Here is an 18,617-nt window from a genome sequence, read left to right as displayed (position 1 = left end):
TCGGGAAACGACATTCCCGATTCCAGCGCGATAGTAACGAAAAAATCAGCTTCTCAGAACCGGTTATCGCGCGGGAAGCCCGTGGGCGGCATGCGCCCGGCCGCGCCCCTGGCGACGCGCCATGGCGTCATGTCGGCTTCCGTGCGCACCCGCCCCGTTCCTCCACCCATGGCCCAGCTCAGCCCGTCGGACAGGCGGAAGGCGATGGCATCGGACAGCCCGCCGTCGCGATAGCGCTGCATCTGCACGCCCTGACCGCGCGCCATGCGCGGCATTTCAGTGAGCGAGAAGACCAGCAGCTTGCGGTTTTCGCCCATCACGGCGACGCTGTCCGCCTCCGGCGCGATGGGATGCACGACGCTCAGCTTCGCGCCGGTCCGCACATTGACGACCTGCTTGCCCTTGCGCGTTTCGGCGATCACATCCGCCACCGCCGCCACGAAGCCGCGCCCGTCCGAGGATGCAAGCAGCAGTTCGCCACCCACCCGCGCAGGCAGCAGGGCGACGATATTGCCGGTGCCGTCCATGTCGACCAGCGACCGGACCGGATCGCCAAAGCCGCGCCCGCCCGGCAGCTTGTCCGCGCCCAGCGTGAAGACGCGCCCGGTCTCCGTCGCCAGCAGCAGCTTGTCGGTGGTCTGCGCGTGGAAGGCGATCATCGGACCGTCGCCTTCCTTGAATTTCAGCGTGTCCGCCGAAGCAAGGTCGCGATGCCCGCTCATCGCCCTGATCCAGCCGCGCTCGGACAGGATCACGGTGATCGGCTCCTTCTCGATCATCGCCTCCAGCGGGATTTCCCGCGCCGGCGCCGCCTCCTCGACCAGCGTGCGCCGCCGGCCGAAATCGCCCTCGGGCGAATAGCGCTTGCGAAGGTCCGCCAGGTCCTTCTTCAGCCGCGTCCGCTGCCGCGCCGGGCTTTCCACCAGCTTTGTCAGCTCGTCGCGTTCCTTCAGCAGTTCCGAATGCTCGCGCCGCAGCTCCATCTCCTCCAGCTTGCGCAGGGACCGCAGCCGCATGTTCAGGATCGCCTCGGCCTGCCGGTCGTTCAGGCCGAACTCGGCCATCATCACCTCTTTCGGCTCATCCTCGGTCCGGATAATCTCGATCACCCGGTCAAGGTTCAGATAGGCGATGATATAGCCGTCCAGCAGCTCCAGCCGCGCCGCGATCTTGTCCAGCCGGTGCTGGGCGCGCTTCACCAGCACGTCGATCTGGTGCTTCAGCCATTCGACGAGGACCGTCTTCAGCCCCAGCACCCTTGGCGTGCGCGTCGCGTCCAGCACGTTCAGGTTCAGCGGGAAGCGGTTTTCCAGATCGGTCAGCCGGAACAGGCTGTCCATCAGCACGTCCGGGTCGACGGTGCGGGCGCGGGGTTCGATGACGATGCGGATCTCGGTGTCGCTCTCGTCGCGCACATCGGCCAGGATCGGCAGCTTCCTGTCGTTGATCAACGCCGCGATCTGCTCGATCAGCTTGGACTTCTGCACCTGGAAGGGGATTTGCGTCACCACCGCGACCCATGTGCCCCGCCCGCCATCCTCCTTGTGCCAGCGGGCGCGGGTTCGAAACGATCCCCGCCCCGTCGCATAAGCCTCTGAAATGATGGAAGCGCTGTCCACCAGCACGCCGCCGGTCGGAAAGTCCGGACCGCGCACGATCCGCATCAGATCGGCATGCTCGGCGTCCGGATTGTCGATCAGCAGGCTGGCCGCATCGATCAGTTCGGCGACATTATGCGGCGGGATGCTGGTCGCCATGCCGACCGCGATGCCGGTGGCGCCATTGGCCAGCAGATTGGGGAACAGGCCGGGAAACACCTCCGGCTCCTGATCCTCGCCATTATAGGTGGGGCGGAATTCGACGGTGCCTTCGTCCAGCCCCGCCATCAGGTCGGCGGCGGCCTGCGTCAGCCGCGCCTCGGTATAGCGCATCGCCGCCGCATTATCGCCGTCGATATTGCCGAAATTGCCCTGCCCGTCGACCAGCGGCGTGCGCAGCGAGAAATCCTGCGCCAGACGCACCATGGCGTCATAGACCGACGCGTCGCCATGCGGGTGATATTTGCCGATGACGTCGCCGACGACGCGGGCGCATTTCTTGTACGGCGTGGTGTTGCGCGCCGGATTGGCGACCAGCACGTCGGGCGAAGCCCCGCCCGGCTCCATCCGCAGCAGCCGCATCGCCCAGAGCAGCCGCCGGTGCACCGGCTTCAGCCCGTCGCGCAAATCCGGCAACGACCGCGCCGTGATGGTGGAGAGCGCATAGACGAGGTAGCGCTGGGACAGCGCATCGTCGAACGGGTGATCCTTGATAGCGTCGAACGGGTCGCGAAATTCGGTCATCGCAACGGGGAATAGCAGCGCCGCGACAAAACGGAAACGGGGTTTAATCCCACCGTACTCCTGCGAAGGCACTCGAAGGAAACAAATGGCTCATGAGAACCCAGTTCAGCTGTCGCCCTTTCACGCCAGGCAGCATGGACAAATGCAAGACCCCCCGGATTGAGTGATCCGGGTGGATTGCGGACATTCCCCCTCCCGCAGGCGGGAGGGGGCTAGGGGGTGGGCTGGCGCGACATCAGCGTGAATTTTCAACGGCTAAGTCAGAAGCTCGCTCCGCTCGCGCCCACCCCTAACCCCTCCCGTTTACGGGAGGGGAATGTCCTGAATCGGCCTTTCCCGACATTCCGAACTCGCCCACGCGACCTAGCGCAGAACTGGTTTCCCGCCTCCACAGGAACACGCGACATCAACTCCTATCACCGCGGCAAAAACCGCGCCTCCGGGTCCGCCGCGATCTCCCGCGCGAACTCCGCGCCGATCCAGTCGCGAAAGGCCTTCACCTTAGCGGTGTTGCGGGCATGGGGCGGATAGACCACCCAATAGCTCGCCCGTTCCCGGACATAGGATGGCAGGGCCTCCACCAGCAACCCGGCCTCCACCTCGGTCTTCCACAGGAAGGGATTGACGATGGCCACGCCCTGCCCCGCCATGGCGGCGCGCCCCTCCATCACCTGGGAATCGAGCGCGATCGCGGGCGGCAGCCCCTTGCCGTCCGCTTCCACCCCCATGGCGGCGAACCATTCATGCCACCACATGTCGTCCGGCGACAGGCGCGGCATGGCGTGCAGCGCCCGCGCGTCGGCTATCGGCCCGTTCGCCGCCAGCCATGACGGGCTGCACAGCGGCGCCAGCCGGTTATGGGTCAGCAGCTTCGCCTCCAGCCCCGGCCAATCGCCCCGCCCGCCCCGCACCGCCACGTCCACGCCGTCGCGGGCGAAGTCCACCACCCGGTCGGTCGCGTCGATCCGCACGGCCAGCCCCGGCTGGCGCATCTGGAACGTGCCGATGCGCTGCGCCAGCCAGAGATGCGCGAAACTGTTGGTGCAACTGATCGTCAGGATCGTCGAATGGTCCTGCGTCAGCGCGGCGAACCCTTCCCGCATCTGGTCGAAGGCGCGGGACAGGATCGTGGCGATCTCCCGCCCCTTGTCGGTCAGCGCCACTTTCCGCCCCGCCCTCTGGAACAGGCTGATGCCCAGCCGCTCCTCAAGCAATTTCACCTGATAACTGACGGCCGCCTGGGTCATCCCCAGTTCCTGCGCCGCAACCGTGAAATTCTCCAGCCGCGCGGCGGCCTCGAACACGCGGACGGCGGATAGGGGCGGCAGCTGGCTCATCCGGCATGGATAAGCCAGCCTTATGATTCGCGTCCATCCTTTTGTTGGCCGCCCCACCGGAAAAGAGCGATAGGAATTCCCACGAAACGAAATCCATTCTCCGGATCATTCATGGAAAAGGAGCCTTGCCATGCACTTGTCCAAGGACGCCCGGCCGTCCCCCAACGGCCACGAAGCCGCCCGGAATCGCCCCGGCCTGATCGCCGCCATCATGCAGGCCTTCTGCGCTCTCCACCGCATCGCCTGGTCTGCCCCCTGGATCGAGGAACGGCGATGAAGCCCCTCGAAAATCGCGAACATGGTGCGACGGGGGTTGCACAATCCGCGCCACACGCCAACTTGCGCGCGTGTCCGATTCCCGCCTTTCCCCTGTTCCCGATCTTCCCCCTCCGCCGCCCCGGCTGCTGACAGGGGCCGCGCTGTTCCTCGACTTCGACGGAACGCTGGCCCCGATAGCCGATACGCCCGACGGCGTGGAGGTCGATGACGATCTGCTCGCCCTGCTCGGCCGTCTGCGCGACCGGCTGGATGGGCGGCTTGCCATCGTCAGCGGCCGATCCGTCGCGACGCTGCGCGATTTCGGCTTCGGGCAGTTCCTGCTCGCCGGCACCCATGGGCTGGAACTGGCGGAACCCGGCCGCCCCGTGGAAGCGCCTGCCCGTCTCCCCGCGATCGATGAGGCGGAAGCCGCCTTCCAGACCTTCGCGGCCGGAAAGGCCGGCGTCCTCGTCGAACGCAAGACGATCAGCGTCGGCCTTCATTTCCGCGGCGCCCCGCAATGGGGCCGGGAAGCAGGCGATCTGGCCGCCAGCCTGGCGGATCGGCTCGACCTCGCGCTCCAGCCGGGCAAGATGCTCTACGAACTGCGTCCCGGCGGCGCCGACAAGGGCAGCGCCGTCCGCACACTGATGCGCCGCGCACCTATGGCCGGCGGCACGCCGCTGTTCATCGGGGACGACGTCACCGATGAGGAGGGCTTTGCCGTCGCACGCGATCTGGGCGGCTCCGGCATTCTCGTCGGCGTGCCCAGGGCGACGCTCGCCGCATTCTCTTTGGAACAGGTTGCCGCCGTCAGGCATTATCTTGCCCAGGGGGTCGCTGGCACCGACTGATCCGATGGTCCGGCGCCCCTGTCGTGCACGAACAAGGGGGACGGACCGATAGAAACGCAGAAAAACGACCTTCCGGGCGGGGATGAGCGCACGCTCGACCTGTGGCCCATCGGCAATTGCCAGGCATCGGCGCTGATCGACCGGGCCGGGCGGATGATATGGGCCTGCGTCCCCCGCGTCGACGGTGATCCCGTATTCTCGGCACTGCTGGACGATGCCGCCTGGGACCAACCGGATTCGCGGGGCTTCTGGGCCATAGAGCTGGAGAACTGCGCCCGGATCGAGCAGCATTATATCCGCAACACGCCTGTGCTGGTGACGCGCCAGACCGACGCCCAGGGCAATGCGATAGAGCTTTACGATTTCTGCCCGCGCCACAAGCATCAGGGGCGGATGTACCGCCCCGTCGCGTTCGCCCGCGTCGTCCGGCCCGTATCGGGCAGTCCGCGCATCCGCGTCAGGCTGCGCCCCACCACCTCCTGGCATTCGGAAAAGGTGCCGATCAGCTATGGCTCCAACCATATCCGGCTGGTGCTGTCCTACATGGCGATGCGCATGTCCACCAATGCGCCCATCGGCCTGATTTCCCAGGAAAGCTGGTTCCGGCTGGAACATGACATGCATTTCTTCCTGGGGCCGGATGAGAGCTTTTCGGACGCCCTCCGCCCCGCGGTGGAGCGGATGCTGGACGACACGATCCACGAATGGCAGATCTGGGTGCGAAGCCTGGCCATTCCGGCCGAGTGGCAGGAGGCGGTGATCCGTTCCGCCATCACGCTCAAGCTCTGCCAGCATGAGGAGACCGGCGCCATCGTCGCCGCGCTGACTACCAGTATCCCCGAACATGCCGACAGCGGCCGCAACTGGGACTATCGCTACTGCTGGATCAGGGACGCTTATTATACGGTGGAGGCGCTGAACCGGCTGGGCGCGCTGGACGTTCTGGAAAGCTATCTCGTCTATCTCCGCAACATCGTCGACGGCGCGCGGGGCGGCCATATCCAGCCGCTCTACGACGTGCGCGGCAACGCCACGCTGGAGGAGCGGGAGGCGCAGAACCTGCCCGGCTATCGCGGCATGGGGCCGGTGCGCGTCGGCAATGCCGCCTATTCCCAGGTACAGCACGACGCCTATGGGCAGATCGTCCTCTCCTCCGTTCAGGGCTTCATCGACCAGCGCCTGCTGCGCATGGCGGGGCTGTCGGACTTCGAAGCGCTGGAAGCCGTGGGCGAGCGCGCCTGGCAGGTCTATGACAAGCCCGATGCCGGCCTGTGGGAACTGCGCACCCGCGCCCATGTCCACAGCTACAGCGCGGTGATGTGCTGGGCGGCGTGCGACCGCCTCGCCCATGCGGCAGCCGCCCTTGGGCTGCCGGACCGCGAAGTCCATTGGCGCGAGCGGGCGGAAATCATGAAGGCCCGCATCCTCCAGTCGGCCTGGCGGACGGACAGCAACGCCATCTCCGCCAATTTCGAGGACGATGCGAGGGACGCCTCCCTGCTCCAGCTGATCGACCTGCGCTTCCTGACGACGGACAATCCCATGTTCATCGGAACGCTGAAGGCGCTGGAAAAGGACCTGCGCCGGGGCAACGACATGCTGCGCTACAGCGCGCCGGACGATTTCGGGGAGCCGGTCACCGCCTTCAACGTCTGCACCTTCTGGCTGATAGAGGCCCTGCATCGGACCGGCCGCAGCGAGGAGGCGCGCGCCCTGTTCGAGGAGATGCTGTCCCGCCGCACCGCCGCCGGCCTGCTTTCCGAAGACATCGATCCCGTCACCGGGGAATTGTGGGGGAACTATCCCCAAACCTACTCATTGGTCGGCATCATCAATTGCGCCGTGCTCTTGAGCAAACCGTGGAGCGTGATGCGATGAAGCGCTTGGCATGGAGGCGCTTGGCATGAGCCGCCTGATAGTCATTTCGAACCGGGTCAGCCGCCCAACCAAGAACGGCAACCAGGGCGGCCTGGCCGTCGCGCTTTCCCAGGCGCTGCGCGAAAGCCGCGGCATCTGGGTCGGCTGGTCCGGCGAGATCACGGAGAATTTCACCGGGCAGATCGGCTTTTCGGAGGATGAAGGCGTCAAGACCGCGACCATCGACCTGGAGGAGCAGGATGTCGACGAATATTATAATGGCTATGCCAACAAGACCCTCTGGCCGCTGTTCCACTTCCGGATAGACCTGGCCGAATATGCGCGCGATTTCGAAGGCGGGTATAACCGCGTCAACCAACGCTTCGCGGACACGACCAGCCCGCTGATCGAACCGGAAGACATCATCTGGGTCCAGGATTACCACATGATCCCGCTCGGCCGGATGCTGCGCGACCGGGGCCATGACAATCGCATGGGCTTCTTCCTGCACATCCCATGGCCGCCGACCCGGCTGCTTGTGTCGCTGCCCCACCACAGCAAGCTGGTGCAGGCGCTTTTCGCCTATGATGTCGTGGGGTTCCATACCGAGGAATGGCTGGAATCCTTCCGCCATTATGTCGAACGCGAAATGGGCGGTTCGGTGGACGGCGATTTCGTGACGCTGGGCAAGCGGACGATTCAGGCGATCGCCTGCCCCATCGGCATCAACGCGCAGGAATATGCCAGCGCCGCCGTCAGCGATGCGGCCAAGGACATGTATGAAAAGGTCCGCCGGTCGCTGCAGGATCGCGCGATGATCGTGGGCGTCGACCGTCTGGACTATAGCAAGGGACTGGAGGAACGGTTCAACGGCTACGCCCGCTTCCTGAAGGATCATAGCGAACAGCATCGCAATGTCGTCCTGACGCAGATCGCCCCGCCTTCCCGCGGCGAGGTGGAGAGCTATCAGCAGATCCGCGCAACCCTGGATGCGCTCGCCGGCCGCATCAACGGGGAATATAGCGATGTGGACTGGACCCCGATCCGCTACGTCAATCAGGGCTATCCGCGCGACAAGCTGGCCGGCATCTACCGCGCTGCCAAGATCGGGCTCGTCACGCCGCTGCGCGACGGCATGAACCTGGTCGCCAAGGAATATGTCGCCGCGCAGAATCCGGACGATCCCGGCGTCCTCATCCTGTCGCGCTTCGCCGGCGCCGCCCAGCAGCTCAAGGACGCGCTGCTGATCAATCCCTATAGTCCGGAGGAGATGTCCGACGCCATCACCCGCGCGCTCTCCATGCCGCTGGACGAACGCAAGCGGCGATGGCGCGCCATGATGGACAGTGTCGAAAAGCAGGACATAAGCTGGTGGCGGCAGCGCTTCACGGAGCGGCTGATGGCGGTCCAACGCAATGGCGAGGTGAAACAGGAGGCGCAACCGGCTTAACTTTCCCGCCAGCGCCGCTACAGTCGGGCCGATGGATGATGAGGAAGAAGCGGGCGGCGCCCTGGCCGCCATTCGCGCCAGATCGGGCGTCATATTGGGCGTGATCGGCCTTCTGGCCTGGCTGGCGCTGATCTGGTTCATGTTCGGCGACGTGCTGTAGCAGGCTCCCTCGCCCGAACTCGCCCATTTGCACCCCCGCCCCTTTTGGTCTAAGGGCCAGCCCAAGCAGCCCCGGCACCCGCTGATCCTTCCCGATTCGCGTTTGCCGGGGCACATTCTTTATTGGGAAGACAGGAACCGCATATGGCCCGTCGCCGCCAGATCTACGAAGGCAAGGCAAAGATCCTTTATGAAGGCCCCGAGCCTGGTACGATCATCCAATATTTCAAGGATGACGCGACCGCCTTCAACGCCCAGAAGAAGGGCACGATTTCGGGCAAGGGCGTGCTCAACAACCGGATTTCCGAGCATATCTTCACCCTACTCGGCCAGATCGGCGTTCCTACCCACTTCATCCGCCGCCTTAACATGCGCGAACAACTCGTCCGTCAGGTGGAAATCGTGCCGATCGAGGTGGTCGTGCGCAACGTCGCCGCAGGTTCGCTCAGCAAGAAGCTGGGGATCGAGGAGGGAACGCAGCTTCCCCGCACGCTCATCGAATATTGCTACAAGGACGACGCGCTGGGCGACCCGCTGGTGTCCGAAGAGCATATCGCCTGCTTCGGATGGGCCAGCCAGGACGAAATGCACGACATTGCCGACATGGCGATCCGCATCAACGACTTCATGTGCGGCCTGTTCGCGGGCATCGGCATTCGCCTGATCGACTTCAAGCTGGAATTCGGTCGCCTGTGGGACGGCGACTATAGCCGCATCATCCTTGCGGACGAGATCAGCCCCGACGGTTGCCGACTCTGGGACATGGCGACCGGCGAGAAGCTGGACAAGGACCGTTTCCGCCGCGATCTGGGCGGCGAAGTCGAGGCCTATCAGGAAGTCGCCCGGCGCCTGGGCCTGATGCCGGAGGGCGTGGATACCACCGTCCTCGACCTCGACACCCATCGCAAGAAGCGCGGCAAGGACTGATGGGAATCCGGACGCGCGGCTCAGGCAAGCAGCGCGTCCGCCATCAGCTTGATCCCCAGCAACACCATCAGCACATAGATCAGCGTGTAGAAGCGGGCGGGATCGAAGCGCCGCACCAACGCCACGCCGGCCATGGTCGACACGACGGCAAGCGGGATCAGCATCGCCGTCGCCAGCAGGTTCGCCCTGGTGAACTGCCCCAGGGCGGCATAGGCCGGCACCTTCATCCAGTTCGTCACCGCAAAGGCGATCGCGGTCGTCCCCACCAGAACGTCGCGCGACAGGCGCTTGGGCAGAACCCACATCTGGAAGGGCGGCGCCCCGGCATGCGCGATCTGGCTGGTGAAGCCGCTCGCCACGCCGAGCAGCACGCCCACCCATGAGGGCGAGGTCGACGGCAACACGATCGCGCCGCCCCGCTCGATCCAGAGCCGATGCAGGCCGAACAATGTCGAAATCAGGCCCAGCACGCCCATCACCGCGATTTCGGACACGCGGGCGGCGAAGAAATAGCCCAGCCCTACGCCGGCCGCCATGCCGGGCAGCATGACCTTAAGGACATGCCGGTCCCAGCTATGCCGGAACGACCAGACGCCGACCACATCCTGCAGGATCAGAATGGGCAGCATGATCGCCGCTCCCCGCACGGGATCGACGCCCAGGGCGAGTATCGGCATGGCCAGCGCGCCAACCCCGGCAAATCCGCCCTTGGCAAGGCCCGACAGGATCACCGCGCTTATGGCGCAGGCATAATAGAGATAATCCGGATTCATGGCGCTCCGCCTAAAGCAAGGCGGGCCTTTGGGGGAGCATCTTTTTTGCGGCGTTTGGCGCCTGCGCGTCAGCTATGCGCGCGATAGCCAATCAGGACGCCGAAGGTGAAGGTCGCCAGAAGCGCCAGCTGAACCCGGCCATGGGGATCGTCATAGCCCATGACCTGCTGACCGAAGGCGAAAAGCCCCACGAACATCGCCAAAGCAAGACCGGCCATGCGAAAATCCTTCCCTCTGCGGGATGGATAACGCCATGGCCGCTAACAAAAGCATAATGCCTTGCTTGCCGGGCGCTCCGGGACTAGAGGGCTGGACGATTCAAACGATCGCCAGCCCTCCGGTTTTCACGGCTTGCGCATTCTGCAGGCAGAATGCCCTGGGGGTGCGCGAAAGCCTGTTTTACGGAGTTCCACACTCATGAAAGCCCGCATCTTCGTCACCCTCAAGGGCGGTGTCCTCGACCCGCAGGGCAAGGCGATCCATCACGCGCTGGAAGGCCTTGGCTTCGGCGGCGTCAATGATGTGCGCGCGGGCAAGCTGATCGAACTGGACCTGGCCGACGGCACCAGCGACGAGGACATCGACGCCATGTGCCGCAAGCTGCTGGCGAACACGGTGATCGAAAACTACCGCATCGAAAAGGCCTGAGCCATGAAGAGCGCCGTCATCGTCTTTCCCGGCAGCAATTGCGACCGCGACCTCGCCGTGGCGTTCGAGACGGCGACCGGGACAAAGCCTGCCATGATCTGGCACCGCGACACGGAACTGCCCGACGATCTCGACCTGATCGGCGTGCCGGGCGGCTTTTCCTATGGCGACTATCTGCGTTCCGGCGCGATGGCGGCCCGTTCGCCGGTGATGCAGGCAGTGGCGAAGGCGGCGGATCGCGGGGCCTATGTGCTGGGCATCTGCAACGGTTTCCAGGTGCTGACGGAGAGCGGGCTGTTGCCCGGTGCGCTGCTGCGCAATGCGGGCGGCCATTTCGTCTGCCGCGACGTGGCGCTGACAGTCGAGAATGCGCAGAGCGCCTTCACCAGCCGCTATGAGGCTGGCGAGGCGATCAGCTTTCCGGTGGCGCATCATGACGGCAATTATTTTGCCGATGCGCAAACGCTGGACCGGCTGGAAGGCGAAGGCCGCGTGGCGCTGCGCTATGCGGAGAGCGTCAACGGATCGGCGCGGAACATCGCGGCTATCCTGAACGAGGCCGGCAATGTGCTGGGCATGATGCCGCACCCGGAGCGGGTGATAGAGCCGGCCCATGGTGCGACCGATGGCCGACGGCTGTTCGAAGGACTGGTGGAAGGGCTGCTTGCCCGGGCCTGAAGCCAAGGGATATGGCCCGGCTTGCTGAACCGACTTTCGGCATGCAATTGACGGCGTTGCCAGCCAGAGCGTTCAGCTTTGTGCCGTAACACTCCACGCGCCGCCATTGCATAGCGGGCTAAGCAAATCTTCGCCGAAGTTGCGCCGCGCTACTTGGCTCACCCGCCGCGATGATAGTCATATTCGAAGGCGCGGCCTTCCTGCTTGGTGAGGATCGCGCCAATGATCGCGCCGCCCGCCCGGCGCAAGCGATCGACGGCGACGCGCAGGCCGCCATGATGATTGCGGCCCCATTCTACCACCAGCAACGTCACCTGCGCCTTGCTCGCCAGCAGGCAGGCATCCGACAGGCCGAGAATGGGCGGCGCATCGATCAGCACCGTGTCATAGCGTTCCCGAACGGTCGCCAGCAGGGAATCCATCGCAGGCGTGACCAGCAATTCCGCCGGATTGGGCGGGATCGCCCCGCAGGGCAACAAGGCCACGCCTGGTACGCCGCTATCCACGATGACGTCGTCCATCCTGGCCTGGCCCGTCATCAACTCGCTGATCCCACGAGCGGGCGATATGCCGAACAGGCTGTGCTGCTTGGGCCGCCGCATATCGGCGTCTATCACCAGCACCCGCTTGTCGAGTTTCGCCAGCGCCCTGGCCAGGGCATGGAGGGTGGAGGACTTCCCCTCTCCTTCCTGCGCGCTGGTGACGAGTATGGAACGCGGCAGACCGGCCGCAGAACCCAGAAGCAGCGAAGAAGCCATCGGCGCGAAAATCTCCGCCCCCGGCTTCTCCCCCGCCGGAACCGCGCCGAGCAGCGGCAGGTTCACCCGCTCCGCCAGCGTGTCGGCGGAAGTCACGGCGTCGTCGAAGATATGCCGCCCCGCCACCGCCATCAGCCCGAGGATCAGCCCACCCAGCGAAGCGAACAGCATGGTGACGCCGATATTGGGGGAAGAAGGCCGCGAAGGGACCGCCGCCCGGTCCAGCGGCTGGATGCGGCCTGCCTGGAAGCCTGCCTGCGATGCCATGTCTCGATAACGCTGGAGCAGGCTGTCGTGCAGCAGGCGATAGGTGTCGACCTGCCGCTCCAATATGCTCATCTGCACGCCGCGCCCGCGTTCGGCCCGGGCCTGCCGCTCGACCTTGGCGATTTCGGACTGGATCTGCTTCTCGCCATGCACGGCGACATCGAACTGTTCCTTGAGCGAGGCGCGGATCGTGTTGGCCATGCCCTCCGCCTGATCGTCCAGCGCGGCCAGCCGGGCGCGGGCCTCACGCATTTCGGGGTGAGCATCCTTGCGGAACTGGCGTTCCTGCACGACCTGCGCCCGCGCCTGCGCCCTTTCCGTCATGATCTGCTGCATCGCGCCGTTGTTCAGCACTTCCGGCAGCGTCTCGACACTCGACATGCGGGCGCTTTCCCAGCGCTTCTGCGCGGCGATGCGGTCGGCGGTCGCCTGCGCACGGAAGGCGTTGAGTTGCGCCAGCCGTGTCGCGATCGTGCCCTCGGGAGACGGATCGCCGTCATCCTCCTTCGATCCGGCCTCCTTCGATCCGGCCTCCCTCAATCCGGGCAGCGCCATGGCGCCCGCATTGGCGGCATAGACCGCCAGGTCGCGCTCCGCCCGTTCCAGATCCTTCCGCGCTCCGTCCAGTTCGCCGAGCAGGAATCGCCGCGCCTGAACACCGGATTCGAAGCCTCGCTTCAGATCGGCGCGGATCAGGCTGTCGGCATAGCTGTTGGCGACGCGCGCCGACAGCACCGGATCGGCGCTGGTGAAGCTGATGCGGATGACCCGCGACTTGCCGGGCAGTTCGACATGCAGATTGTCGCGCAGCAGGCCCACAACGGTCTCGGTCTCGACCTGACGCTGGCTGAGCGCGCCCGTCCCCTGCTCCGGCCGGCGCACGTTCATGCCGTCGAAGAAGGTGCGGCTGCCGATCAACGCCAGTTCGCGGGCCACATCTTCCGCCAGGGCGCGGCTGCGCAGCACTTCCAGTTCGGTCTGCATCAACGCTTCATTGTCGGACGGCGTCGCCTGTCGCTGCGCAGCGGCCGCCCCAGCGGCGCCGGCGGGGACATCCTCCACCTCGACGGAGGCGGTGGCGCGATAATCGGGCGTCGACAGCAGGATGAAGACCACGCCTGCCAGCACGCAAAGCGCCATGGTGACGAACAGGATGATGCGATGCCGCCGCACCGCCGTCCACGCCCCGCTCGCCGCCGCGGCGAAGCGCGCTGCACGTCCCTCCATGGAAGTGGACGCGCCGCTATCGTCGATCAGCAGACCTGGCCGCGCCATCAGAGTCCTCCATCCAGCACGACGAATCCGGCGCCGACCGCAGGCAGCGCCAGCAGCGTTCCGCCCAATATCGCCTTGGCGCGCGAGAGGCCGACGATGATGGTGTCGCCCGGCAGGATTTCAGGATCGGGCGCCTCGCCCCTGCGGATCGCCCCCAGGTTGAACATCGCCGCCTTGCGCTCGCCGTCCGATTGCCGGACCACGACGATCTGGCCCAGGCTGGCCAGGCGCGTCGGCCCCTTGGCCATCGCGACCGCCTGCAACAGCCCCAGTCGGCCCTCCACCGGGAAAAGGCCCGGTTCGCGAACCTCCCCATCCACGGTGATGCGGCGACCCACCGCCTTTTTGACGAATACAGTCACTTGCGGGGAAACCAGATAGCGCTCACCCAGCCGCCCGGCGATGACGTCCGATGCTTCGCTGGCGGACAGGCCGGCGACGGAAACATCGCCCACCAGCGGCATGCGAACCATGCCCGCAGCCGTCACCTGCGCGTCCTCCAGCGAAAGGCCCGGTTCATGATAGACCTGGATGCGCAGGACATCGTCGGGGGATATGCGATAGTCCATCCCCACGGCAGGAGCCGCCGGAATGGCGGCATAAGCCGCTTCCCCCTTCGGCGCGTCCTCCACGGTCGAGCAGGCACCGAGCCAGAGGCAGGCCATGATCATGACCAGCGCTTGGCTCCTGCTGTCGGTCGGCCGCTTCATGCCGCTTAAATCCCCCGCAATTCAGTGGGCACGCACAAGGCCTGCCATTGCGGGCGGGGTTAACGGCGCGACAGGAACATGGCAACCATCGGCTGGACGAAGGAGGGCGCGGAGCTCCCGATCAGATGGCGATCCGGGCCTGATCCGGGACAACCTGACCCGCGGTCGGCCGCCGTGGCTGATCCGGCCAGACGCCGCGCGTGTCGTAAACCGCCTTGTCGGCGCGTTCGTCCACCGGAACCGATTTGAACATGTCATGATCGACAAGAATGACGAAAACGCCGCATTGTTCCAGAGCCGTATCGAGATCGATAAGTTCAGCGCCCGTTCCGGCGAACTCCATCGGCAGATCATGGGCATAGGGTTCGACCAGCTTGATGCGGCGACCGTAGCGTTTTGCGAGACGCGCCGCGACCTTCACGGCCGGGCTTTCGCGGAAATCGTCGATATTGGGTTTGAAGGCGAGGCCAAGGCAGGCGACCGCCTCCCCCGGATATTCGTCGATCAGGTCGGAGGCCTTCGCGACCACATGGTCGGTCTTGCCGTCATTGACTTCGCGGGCCGTGCGGATGAGGCGGCTGTTTTGCGGGTCGCCATGGACGATGAACCAGGGGTCGACCGCGATGCAGTGGCCGCCAACGCCGGGGCCGGGCTGAAGTATGTTGACGCGCGGGTGACGGTTGGCGAGGCGGATGACTTCCCACACGTCGATGTCCATGCGTTCCGCGATGACGGACAGTTCGTTGGCGAAGGCGATGTTGACGTCGCGGAAGCTGTTTTCGACCAGCTTCACCATTTCGGCGGCGCGGGCGCTGGTGGTGATGCAGGCGCCGCGTACGAACTGGCGGTAGAAGCCCAGCGCCTTGCGGGCGCAGCGGGGCGTGATGCCGCCGATGCAGCGGTCATTGTCGATCAGTTCGACGAGGATGCGGCCGGGCAGGACGCGTTCGGGGCAATAGGCGATGGCGATGTCGCCCGCCACGCCGGGCTCGGGCATCTTCAGGTCGGGGCGGATCTGGGCGAAAAGATCGCGCATGGCTTCGGTGGTGCCGACCGGCGAGGTGGATTCGAGAATGACGGTATCGCCGGCCTTCAGGACCTCAGCGACGGTGCGGGCGGCCTTGAGGACGTGGCTGATGTCCGGCGCGCGGTCTTCGGCCACCGGAGTCGGCACCGCGATGATGAAGACATCGCTCGGCTCGACATCCAGACTGGCGCGGAGATTGCCGCGGGAGACCACGCCCTGGACGAGGCCGTCGAGATCGACTTCCTCGATATGCACGCGACCGGAGTTGACCGTCTCCACGACATGGGCGCTGACGTCCACGCCGACGACCTGCGCGCCGCCGCGCGCGATCAGGGCGGCGGTCGGCAGGCCGATATAGCCGAGGCCGATGACGGATACCTTCTGCTGGAGCTTGTCGAGGGGCATGGGGGTCCTGTGGAAGCTTTTGAGTTCCGTCGGTTTGTGGCGGGAAATGCTGAAGATTTCGGTAACGGACCGTCAGTTCCCAATCGAGTTTAGGCCGCCTCTTCCATATTCTCAGCCTGCGCGCTCGCGGCTATGATGTCTGCGATGCGCTCCGACGCGTGACCGTCTCCGAAGGGGTTGTGGGCGCGGGACATGGCGGCGTAGGCGGCTTCGTCATCCAGCAGAGCAAAGACCGAGCGGACGATCTTTATTCGATCGGTGCCGACCAGTTTCGCGGTGCCCGCCGTCACCCCTTCGGGGCGCTCCGTAGTCTCGCGCATCACCAGCACGGGCTTGCCGAGCGAAGGCGCCTCCTCCTGCACGCCGCCGCTGTCGGTCAGGACGAGATGGCACAGGTGCAGCAGGCGAACGAAATGCGGGTAATCCAGCGGCTCGATCATCGCGACATTGGGAAGGCTACCCAGCACGGTATCCATGACAGGGCGCACATGTGGATTGGGGTGGACGGGGAAGATCACGGCCACGTCGGGACGCGCGGCGATTTCGGCGATCGATCGGGCAATCGCCTCCATCCCGCCGCCGAAATTCTCACGCCGGTGGCTGGTGACGGCGACGATCCGCTTTCCGGCGAAGCGCTGGGCCAGGCTGTCCAGTCCCGACGCGAGATGGGGTTCGGCCAGCACGCGCTTGCGGGTGGCCAGCAGCGCGTCGATCACCGTGTTGCCGGTTACATATATGGTCGCGGCATCGCGATTTTCCGCCAGCAGCGCGTCGGCGGCTGCCTGGGTCGGCGCGAAATTCATGTCCGCGATGCAGGCGACGACGCGGCGGTTCACCTCCTCCGGCCAGGGGTGGTGGATGTCGCCGCTGCGCAGGCCCGCCTCGACATGGGCGACGGGAATCTTGCGGTAATAGGCGGCAAGGCTGGCGACCATGGTGGTAAGGGTATCGCCATGCACGACCACGCGATCGGGCTTCTCCGCGTCGAAGGCCTTGCCCAGTTCCACGATCAGCTTCGCCGTCAGGCCGTCCAGCGTCTGGTTCGGCGTCATCACGTCCAGGTCGATGTCGGGCGCTATTCCGGCGATCTCCAGCACTTGGTCCAGCAGGCCGCGATGCTGCGCGGTCACGATCACGCGGGTTTCGACATCCTCCCGCGCCCGGAGCGCGTGAATCACTGGAAACAGCTTGATCGCCTCGGGGCGCGTCCCGAACACCAGCGCAACCTTCATTTGCCGTCCTTTGCCATTTTCCCGCCTTTGCAAGCCGTCTTTCGGGTAAGTGTCTGGCAGAAAATGGTAACCATCCCCTGAACATGGGTACCCCCGACGCCCGCTTTCGCATGGGAGAGAAGCTGTGCTAGAGGCCAGCCGAACCATCTACCCAATCGGGGGCTCAGTTATTTTATGAAGATCACGATGATCGGCACGGGCTATGTCGGGCTGGTATCAGGCGCCTGCTTTGCCGATTTCGGCCATGACGTGGTGTGCGTGGACAAGGATGCGGGCAAGATCGCCGCAATCGAATCCGGGCGCATGCCGATTTTCGAGCCGGGGCTCGACCATCTGGTAGGCAGCAATGCAGCGGCCGGAAGGCTGAGCTTCACCACCGATCTGGCGAAGGGGGTGAAGGGCGCGGATGCGATCTTCATCGCCGTTGGCACGCCCTCGCGGCGCGGCGACGGGCATGCGGACCTGAGCTATGTCTATGCGGCGGCCAAGGAAATCGCGGATTCGCTGGATGGGCCGACCGTTATCGTCACCAAGTCCACCGTCCCGGTCGGTACCGGCGACGAGGTCGAGCGGATCGTCCGGGAAGCGCGCCCCGATCTGGACATCCAGGTCGTATCCAATCCCGAATTCCTGCGCGAAGGCGCGGCCATCGGGGATTTCAAGCGGCCGGACCGGGTCGTGGTCGGCACCACCGGCAGCCAGCGGGCCATCGATGTGATGGCGCAGGTCTATCGGCCGCTGAACCTCAACCAGGCGCCGGTGATGTTCACCGGGCGGCGGACGGCCGAGTTGATCAAATATGCAGCCAACGCCTTCCTGGCGACCAAGATCACCTTCATCAACGAAATGGCGGACCTGTGCGAAGCGGTCGGCGCGGAGGTGCAGGACGTGTCGCGGGGGATCGGCCTGGATAACCGCATCGGGTCGAAATTCCTGCATGCCGGCCCGGGCTATGGCGGCTCCTGCTTCCCCAAGGATACGCTGGCGCTGGTGAAGACCGGGCAGGATTACGACACGCCGATCCGCATTGTCGAGACCGTCGTGCAGGTGAACGACCTGCGCAAGCGGGCCATGGGGCGCAAGATCGTGAAGGCGCTGGGCGGCGAGGCGCGGGGCAAGACCGTGGCGCTGCTGGGCCTGACCTTCAAGCCCAATACCGACGACATGCGCGATGCGCCGAGCCTGGCCATCGTGCAGGCGCTGGAGGATGCGGGGGCGAAGATCGTCGCCTATGATCCCGAGGGCATGGAGGTCGCCGCGCCACTAATGCCCAGCGTGACCATGGCGAAGGACGCTTATGAAGCAGCGACCGGGGCGGACGCGCTGGTATTGGTGACGGAGTGGGATGCGTTTCGGGCGCTGGACCTCAAGCGGCTGGCGGCTTCGATGAACGGACCAGTGCTGGTCGACCTGCGCAACATCTACCCGCGCCGGGAAGCCGAGGCGGCTGGCTTTGCGCTGACGCGGGTTGGAGGCAAGGGCGTTTCTGCCTGATGCTGCTGAAGCCAGAGCGAGGGCGCGATGAACGCGGCCTTCCGCGGCTGCATCATTGGGTGGTGGCGGTTCTTGCCTTGCTTGTCCTGACGCTGGTGGTGCCGGTGATAGCCGGGTTGATGTGATAGAATATGCGCTCCTGCCTGCGCAGGAGCACCGTGCCGCT

At 65.3% G+C, this 18,617-nt stretch carries 18 protein-coding genes; 10 read left to right on the top strand and 8 right to left on the bottom strand.

Features of this window, described 5'->3' with window-relative positions; translation table 11 throughout:
- Nucleotides 1-53 precede the first annotated feature (53 nt).
- Entirely contained in the window at nt 54-2,342 is a 2,289-nt protein-coding gene (gene parC, locus LDB29_RS04375) for a DNA topoisomerase IV subunit A (protein ID WP_025551256.1), read from the bottom strand.
- Between the two features lie 416 nt (nt 2,343-2,758).
- Nucleotides 2,759-3,679 carry a LysR substrate-binding domain-containing protein gene (locus LDB29_RS04370; protein WP_025551056.1) on the bottom strand — a complete coding sequence of 307 codons (921 nt, stop codon included), beginning with the start codon at nt 3,677-3,679 and terminating at the stop codon, nt 2,759-2,761.
- Nucleotides 3,680-3,809: 130 nt separating this feature from the next.
- On the opposite strand from LDB29_RS04370, the gene LDB29_RS04365 reads away from it, so the two are divergent.
- The 6 genes from LDB29_RS04365 to purC all read left to right on the top strand — a co-directional run bounded on the left by LDB29_RS04365 (nt 3,810) and on the right by purC (nt 9,184).
- Nucleotides 3,810-3,956 carry a hypothetical protein gene (locus LDB29_RS04365; protein ID WP_172451907.1) on the top strand — a complete coding sequence of 49 codons (147 nt, stop codon included), beginning with the start codon at nt 3,810-3,812 and terminating at the stop codon, nt 3,954-3,956.
- A 70-nt stretch (nt 3,957-4,026) separates the two neighbouring features.
- The gene (gene otsB, locus LDB29_RS04360; RefSeq protein ID WP_025551060.1) at nt 4,027-4,791 is read left to right on the top strand and encodes a trehalose-phosphatase; all 765 of its coding nucleotides are present in this window, start codon (nt 4,027-4,029) and stop codon (nt 4,789-4,791) included.
- Nucleotides 4,792-4,890: 99 nt separating this feature from the next.
- A complete protein-coding gene (locus LDB29_RS04355) occupies nt 4,891-6,669 on the top strand; it encodes a glycoside hydrolase family 15 protein (protein WP_255308893.1) in 1,779 nt (592 codons plus the stop codon).
- A 25-nt stretch (nt 6,670-6,694) separates the two neighbouring features.
- Nucleotides 6,695-8,098, top strand: a complete 1,404-nt coding sequence (gene otsA, locus LDB29_RS04350) for an alpha,alpha-trehalose-phosphate synthase (UDP-forming) (protein ID WP_082166324.1) — start codon at nt 6,695-6,697, stop codon at nt 8,096-8,098.
- Nucleotides 8,099-8,129: 31 nt separating this feature from the next.
- A complete protein-coding gene (locus tag LDB29_RS04345; RefSeq protein ID WP_255308864.1) occupies nt 8,130-8,258 on the top strand; it encodes a hypothetical protein in 129 nt (42 codons plus the stop codon).
- Nucleotides 8,259-8,401: 143 nt separating this feature from the next.
- Nucleotides 8,402-9,184, top strand: a complete 783-nt coding sequence (gene purC, locus LDB29_RS04340) for a phosphoribosylaminoimidazolesuccinocarboxamide synthase (protein ID WP_025551063.1) — start codon at nt 8,402-8,404, stop codon at nt 9,182-9,184.
- A gap of 20 nt (nt 9,185-9,204) precedes the next feature.
- Here the strand turns inward: purC and LDB29_RS04335 are convergent, their stop codons facing one another.
- A complete protein-coding gene (locus tag LDB29_RS04335) occupies nt 9,205-9,957 on the bottom strand; it encodes a sulfite exporter TauE/SafE family protein (protein ID WP_025551065.1) in 753 nt (250 codons plus the stop codon).
- Nucleotides 9,958-10,025: 68 nt separating this feature from the next.
- Complete coding sequence (locus LDB29_RS04330) at nt 10,026-10,175, bottom strand: hypothetical protein (RefSeq protein WP_165363364.1); 150 nt, start codon at nt 10,173-10,175, stop codon at nt 10,026-10,028.
- Nucleotides 10,176-10,374: 199 nt separating this feature from the next.
- Between LDB29_RS04330 and purS the strand changes: the two genes are divergently transcribed.
- Entirely contained in the window at nt 10,375-10,605 is a 231-nt protein-coding gene (gene purS / locus LDB29_RS04325; RefSeq protein ID WP_007682101.1) for a phosphoribosylformylglycinamidine synthase subunit PurS, read from the top strand.
- Nucleotides 10,606-10,608: 3 nt separating this feature from the next.
- Nucleotides 10,609-11,283, top strand: a complete 675-nt coding sequence (purQ, locus tag LDB29_RS04320) for a phosphoribosylformylglycinamidine synthase subunit PurQ (RefSeq protein ID WP_025551069.1) — start codon at nt 10,609-10,611, stop codon at nt 11,281-11,283.
- A gap of 158 nt (nt 11,284-11,441) precedes the next feature.
- Here purQ and LDB29_RS04315 read toward each other — a convergent pair whose 3' ends face one another.
- From LDB29_RS04315 to wecB, 4 genes are all read right to left on the bottom strand, one after another.
- Nucleotides 11,442-13,583, bottom strand: coding sequence for a polysaccharide biosynthesis tyrosine autokinase (locus LDB29_RS04315; protein WP_025551071.1), 2,142 nt, complete (start codon nt 13,581-13,583; stop codon nt 11,442-11,444).
- On the bottom strand, nt 13,583-14,293 hold the full coding sequence (locus LDB29_RS04310) for a polysaccharide biosynthesis/export family protein (protein ID WP_025551073.1): 711 nt from the start codon (nt 14,291-14,293) through the stop codon (nt 13,583-13,585). Before LDB29_RS04310 ends, LDB29_RS04315 begins: the two co-directional genes overlap by 1 nt.
- A gap of 121 nt (nt 14,294-14,414) precedes the next feature.
- Nucleotides 14,415-15,725, bottom strand: a complete 1,311-nt coding sequence (gene wecC, locus LDB29_RS04305; RefSeq protein ID WP_025551075.1) for a UDP-N-acetyl-D-mannosamine dehydrogenase — start codon at nt 15,723-15,725, stop codon at nt 14,415-14,417.
- Between the two features lie 89 nt (nt 15,726-15,814).
- Complete coding sequence (wecB, locus tag LDB29_RS04300; protein ID WP_099185831.1) at nt 15,815-16,957, bottom strand: non-hydrolyzing UDP-N-acetylglucosamine 2-epimerase; 1,143 nt, start codon at nt 16,955-16,957, stop codon at nt 15,815-15,817.
- Between the two features lie 174 nt (nt 16,958-17,131).
- Here wecB and LDB29_RS04295 point away from each other — a divergent pair, with 174 nt between their 5' ends.
- Nucleotides 17,132-18,451, top strand: a complete 1,320-nt coding sequence (locus LDB29_RS04295) for a UDP-glucose/GDP-mannose dehydrogenase family protein (protein ID WP_025551077.1) — start codon at nt 17,132-17,134, stop codon at nt 18,449-18,451.
- Nucleotides 18,451-18,576, top strand: a complete 126-nt coding sequence (locus LDB29_RS04290; RefSeq protein ID WP_255308867.1) for a hypothetical protein — start codon at nt 18,451-18,453, stop codon at nt 18,574-18,576. The genes LDB29_RS04295 and LDB29_RS04290 overlap by 1 nt, the downstream gene beginning before the upstream one ends.
- Nucleotides 18,577-18,617 lie beyond the last annotated feature (41 nt).

This window comes from Sphingobium sp. CFD-2 (assembly GCF_024611135.1).
GTDB classification, from domain to species: domain Bacteria; phylum Pseudomonadota; class Alphaproteobacteria; order Sphingomonadales; family Sphingomonadaceae; genus Sphingobium; species Sphingobium fuliginis.
Note: the sequence above shows the minus strand (reverse complement) of the source record. Positions and strands in the feature narration are given on the sequence as shown.

Bases quoted from the DNA above. Each gene is read 5' to 3' on its own strand.
- wecC (WP_025551075.1), bottom strand. From the start codon at position 15,725: ATGCCCCTCGACAAGCTCCAGCAGAAGGTATCCGTCATCGGCCTCGGC.
- LDB29_RS04330 (WP_165363364.1), bottom strand. From the start codon at position 10,175: ATGGCCGGTCTTGCTTTGGCGATGTTCGTGGGGCTTTTCGCCTTCGGT.
- LDB29_RS04315 (WP_025551071.1), bottom strand. From the start codon at position 13,583: ATGGCGCGGCCAGGTCTGCTGATCGACGATAGCGGCGCGTCCACTTCC.
- parC (WP_025551256.1), bottom strand. From the start codon at position 2,342: ATGACCGAATTTCGCGACCCGTTCGACGCTATCAAGGATCACCCGTTC.
- LDB29_RS04295 (WP_025551077.1), top strand. From the start codon at position 17,132: ATGAAGATCACGATGATCGGCACGGGCTATGTCGGGCTGGTATCAGGC.
- LDB29_RS04310 (WP_025551073.1), bottom strand. From the start codon at position 14,293: ATGAAGCGGCCGACCGACAGCAGGAGCCAAGCGCTGGTCATGATCATG.
- purS (WP_007682101.1), top strand. From the start codon at position 10,375: ATGAAAGCCCGCATCTTCGTCACCCTCAAGGGCGGTGTCCTCGACCCG.
- LDB29_RS04335 (WP_025551065.1), bottom strand. From the start codon at position 9,957: ATGAATCCGGATTATCTCTATTATGCCTGCGCCATAAGCGCGGTGATC.
- purC (WP_025551063.1), top strand. From the start codon at position 8,402: ATGGCCCGTCGCCGCCAGATCTACGAAGGCAAGGCAAAGATCCTTTAT.
- LDB29_RS04345 (WP_255308864.1), top strand. From the start codon at position 8,130: ATGGATGATGAGGAAGAAGCGGGCGGCGCCCTGGCCGCCATTCGCGCC.
- purQ (WP_025551069.1), top strand. From the start codon at position 10,609: ATGAAGAGCGCCGTCATCGTCTTTCCCGGCAGCAATTGCGACCGCGAC.
- otsA (WP_082166324.1), top strand. From the start codon at position 6,695: ATGAGCCGCCTGATAGTCATTTCGAACCGGGTCAGCCGCCCAACCAAG.
- LDB29_RS04370 (WP_025551056.1), bottom strand. From the start codon at position 3,679: ATGAGCCAGCTGCCGCCCCTATCCGCCGTCCGCGTGTTCGAGGCCGCC.
- LDB29_RS04290 (WP_255308867.1), top strand. From the start codon at position 18,451: ATGCTGCTGAAGCCAGAGCGAGGGCGCGATGAACGCGGCCTTCCGCGG.
- LDB29_RS04365 (WP_172451907.1), top strand. From the start codon at position 3,810: ATGCACTTGTCCAAGGACGCCCGGCCGTCCCCCAACGGCCACGAAGCC.
- wecB (WP_099185831.1), bottom strand. From the start codon at position 16,957: ATGAAGGTTGCGCTGGTGTTCGGGACGCGCCCCGAGGCGATCAAGCTG.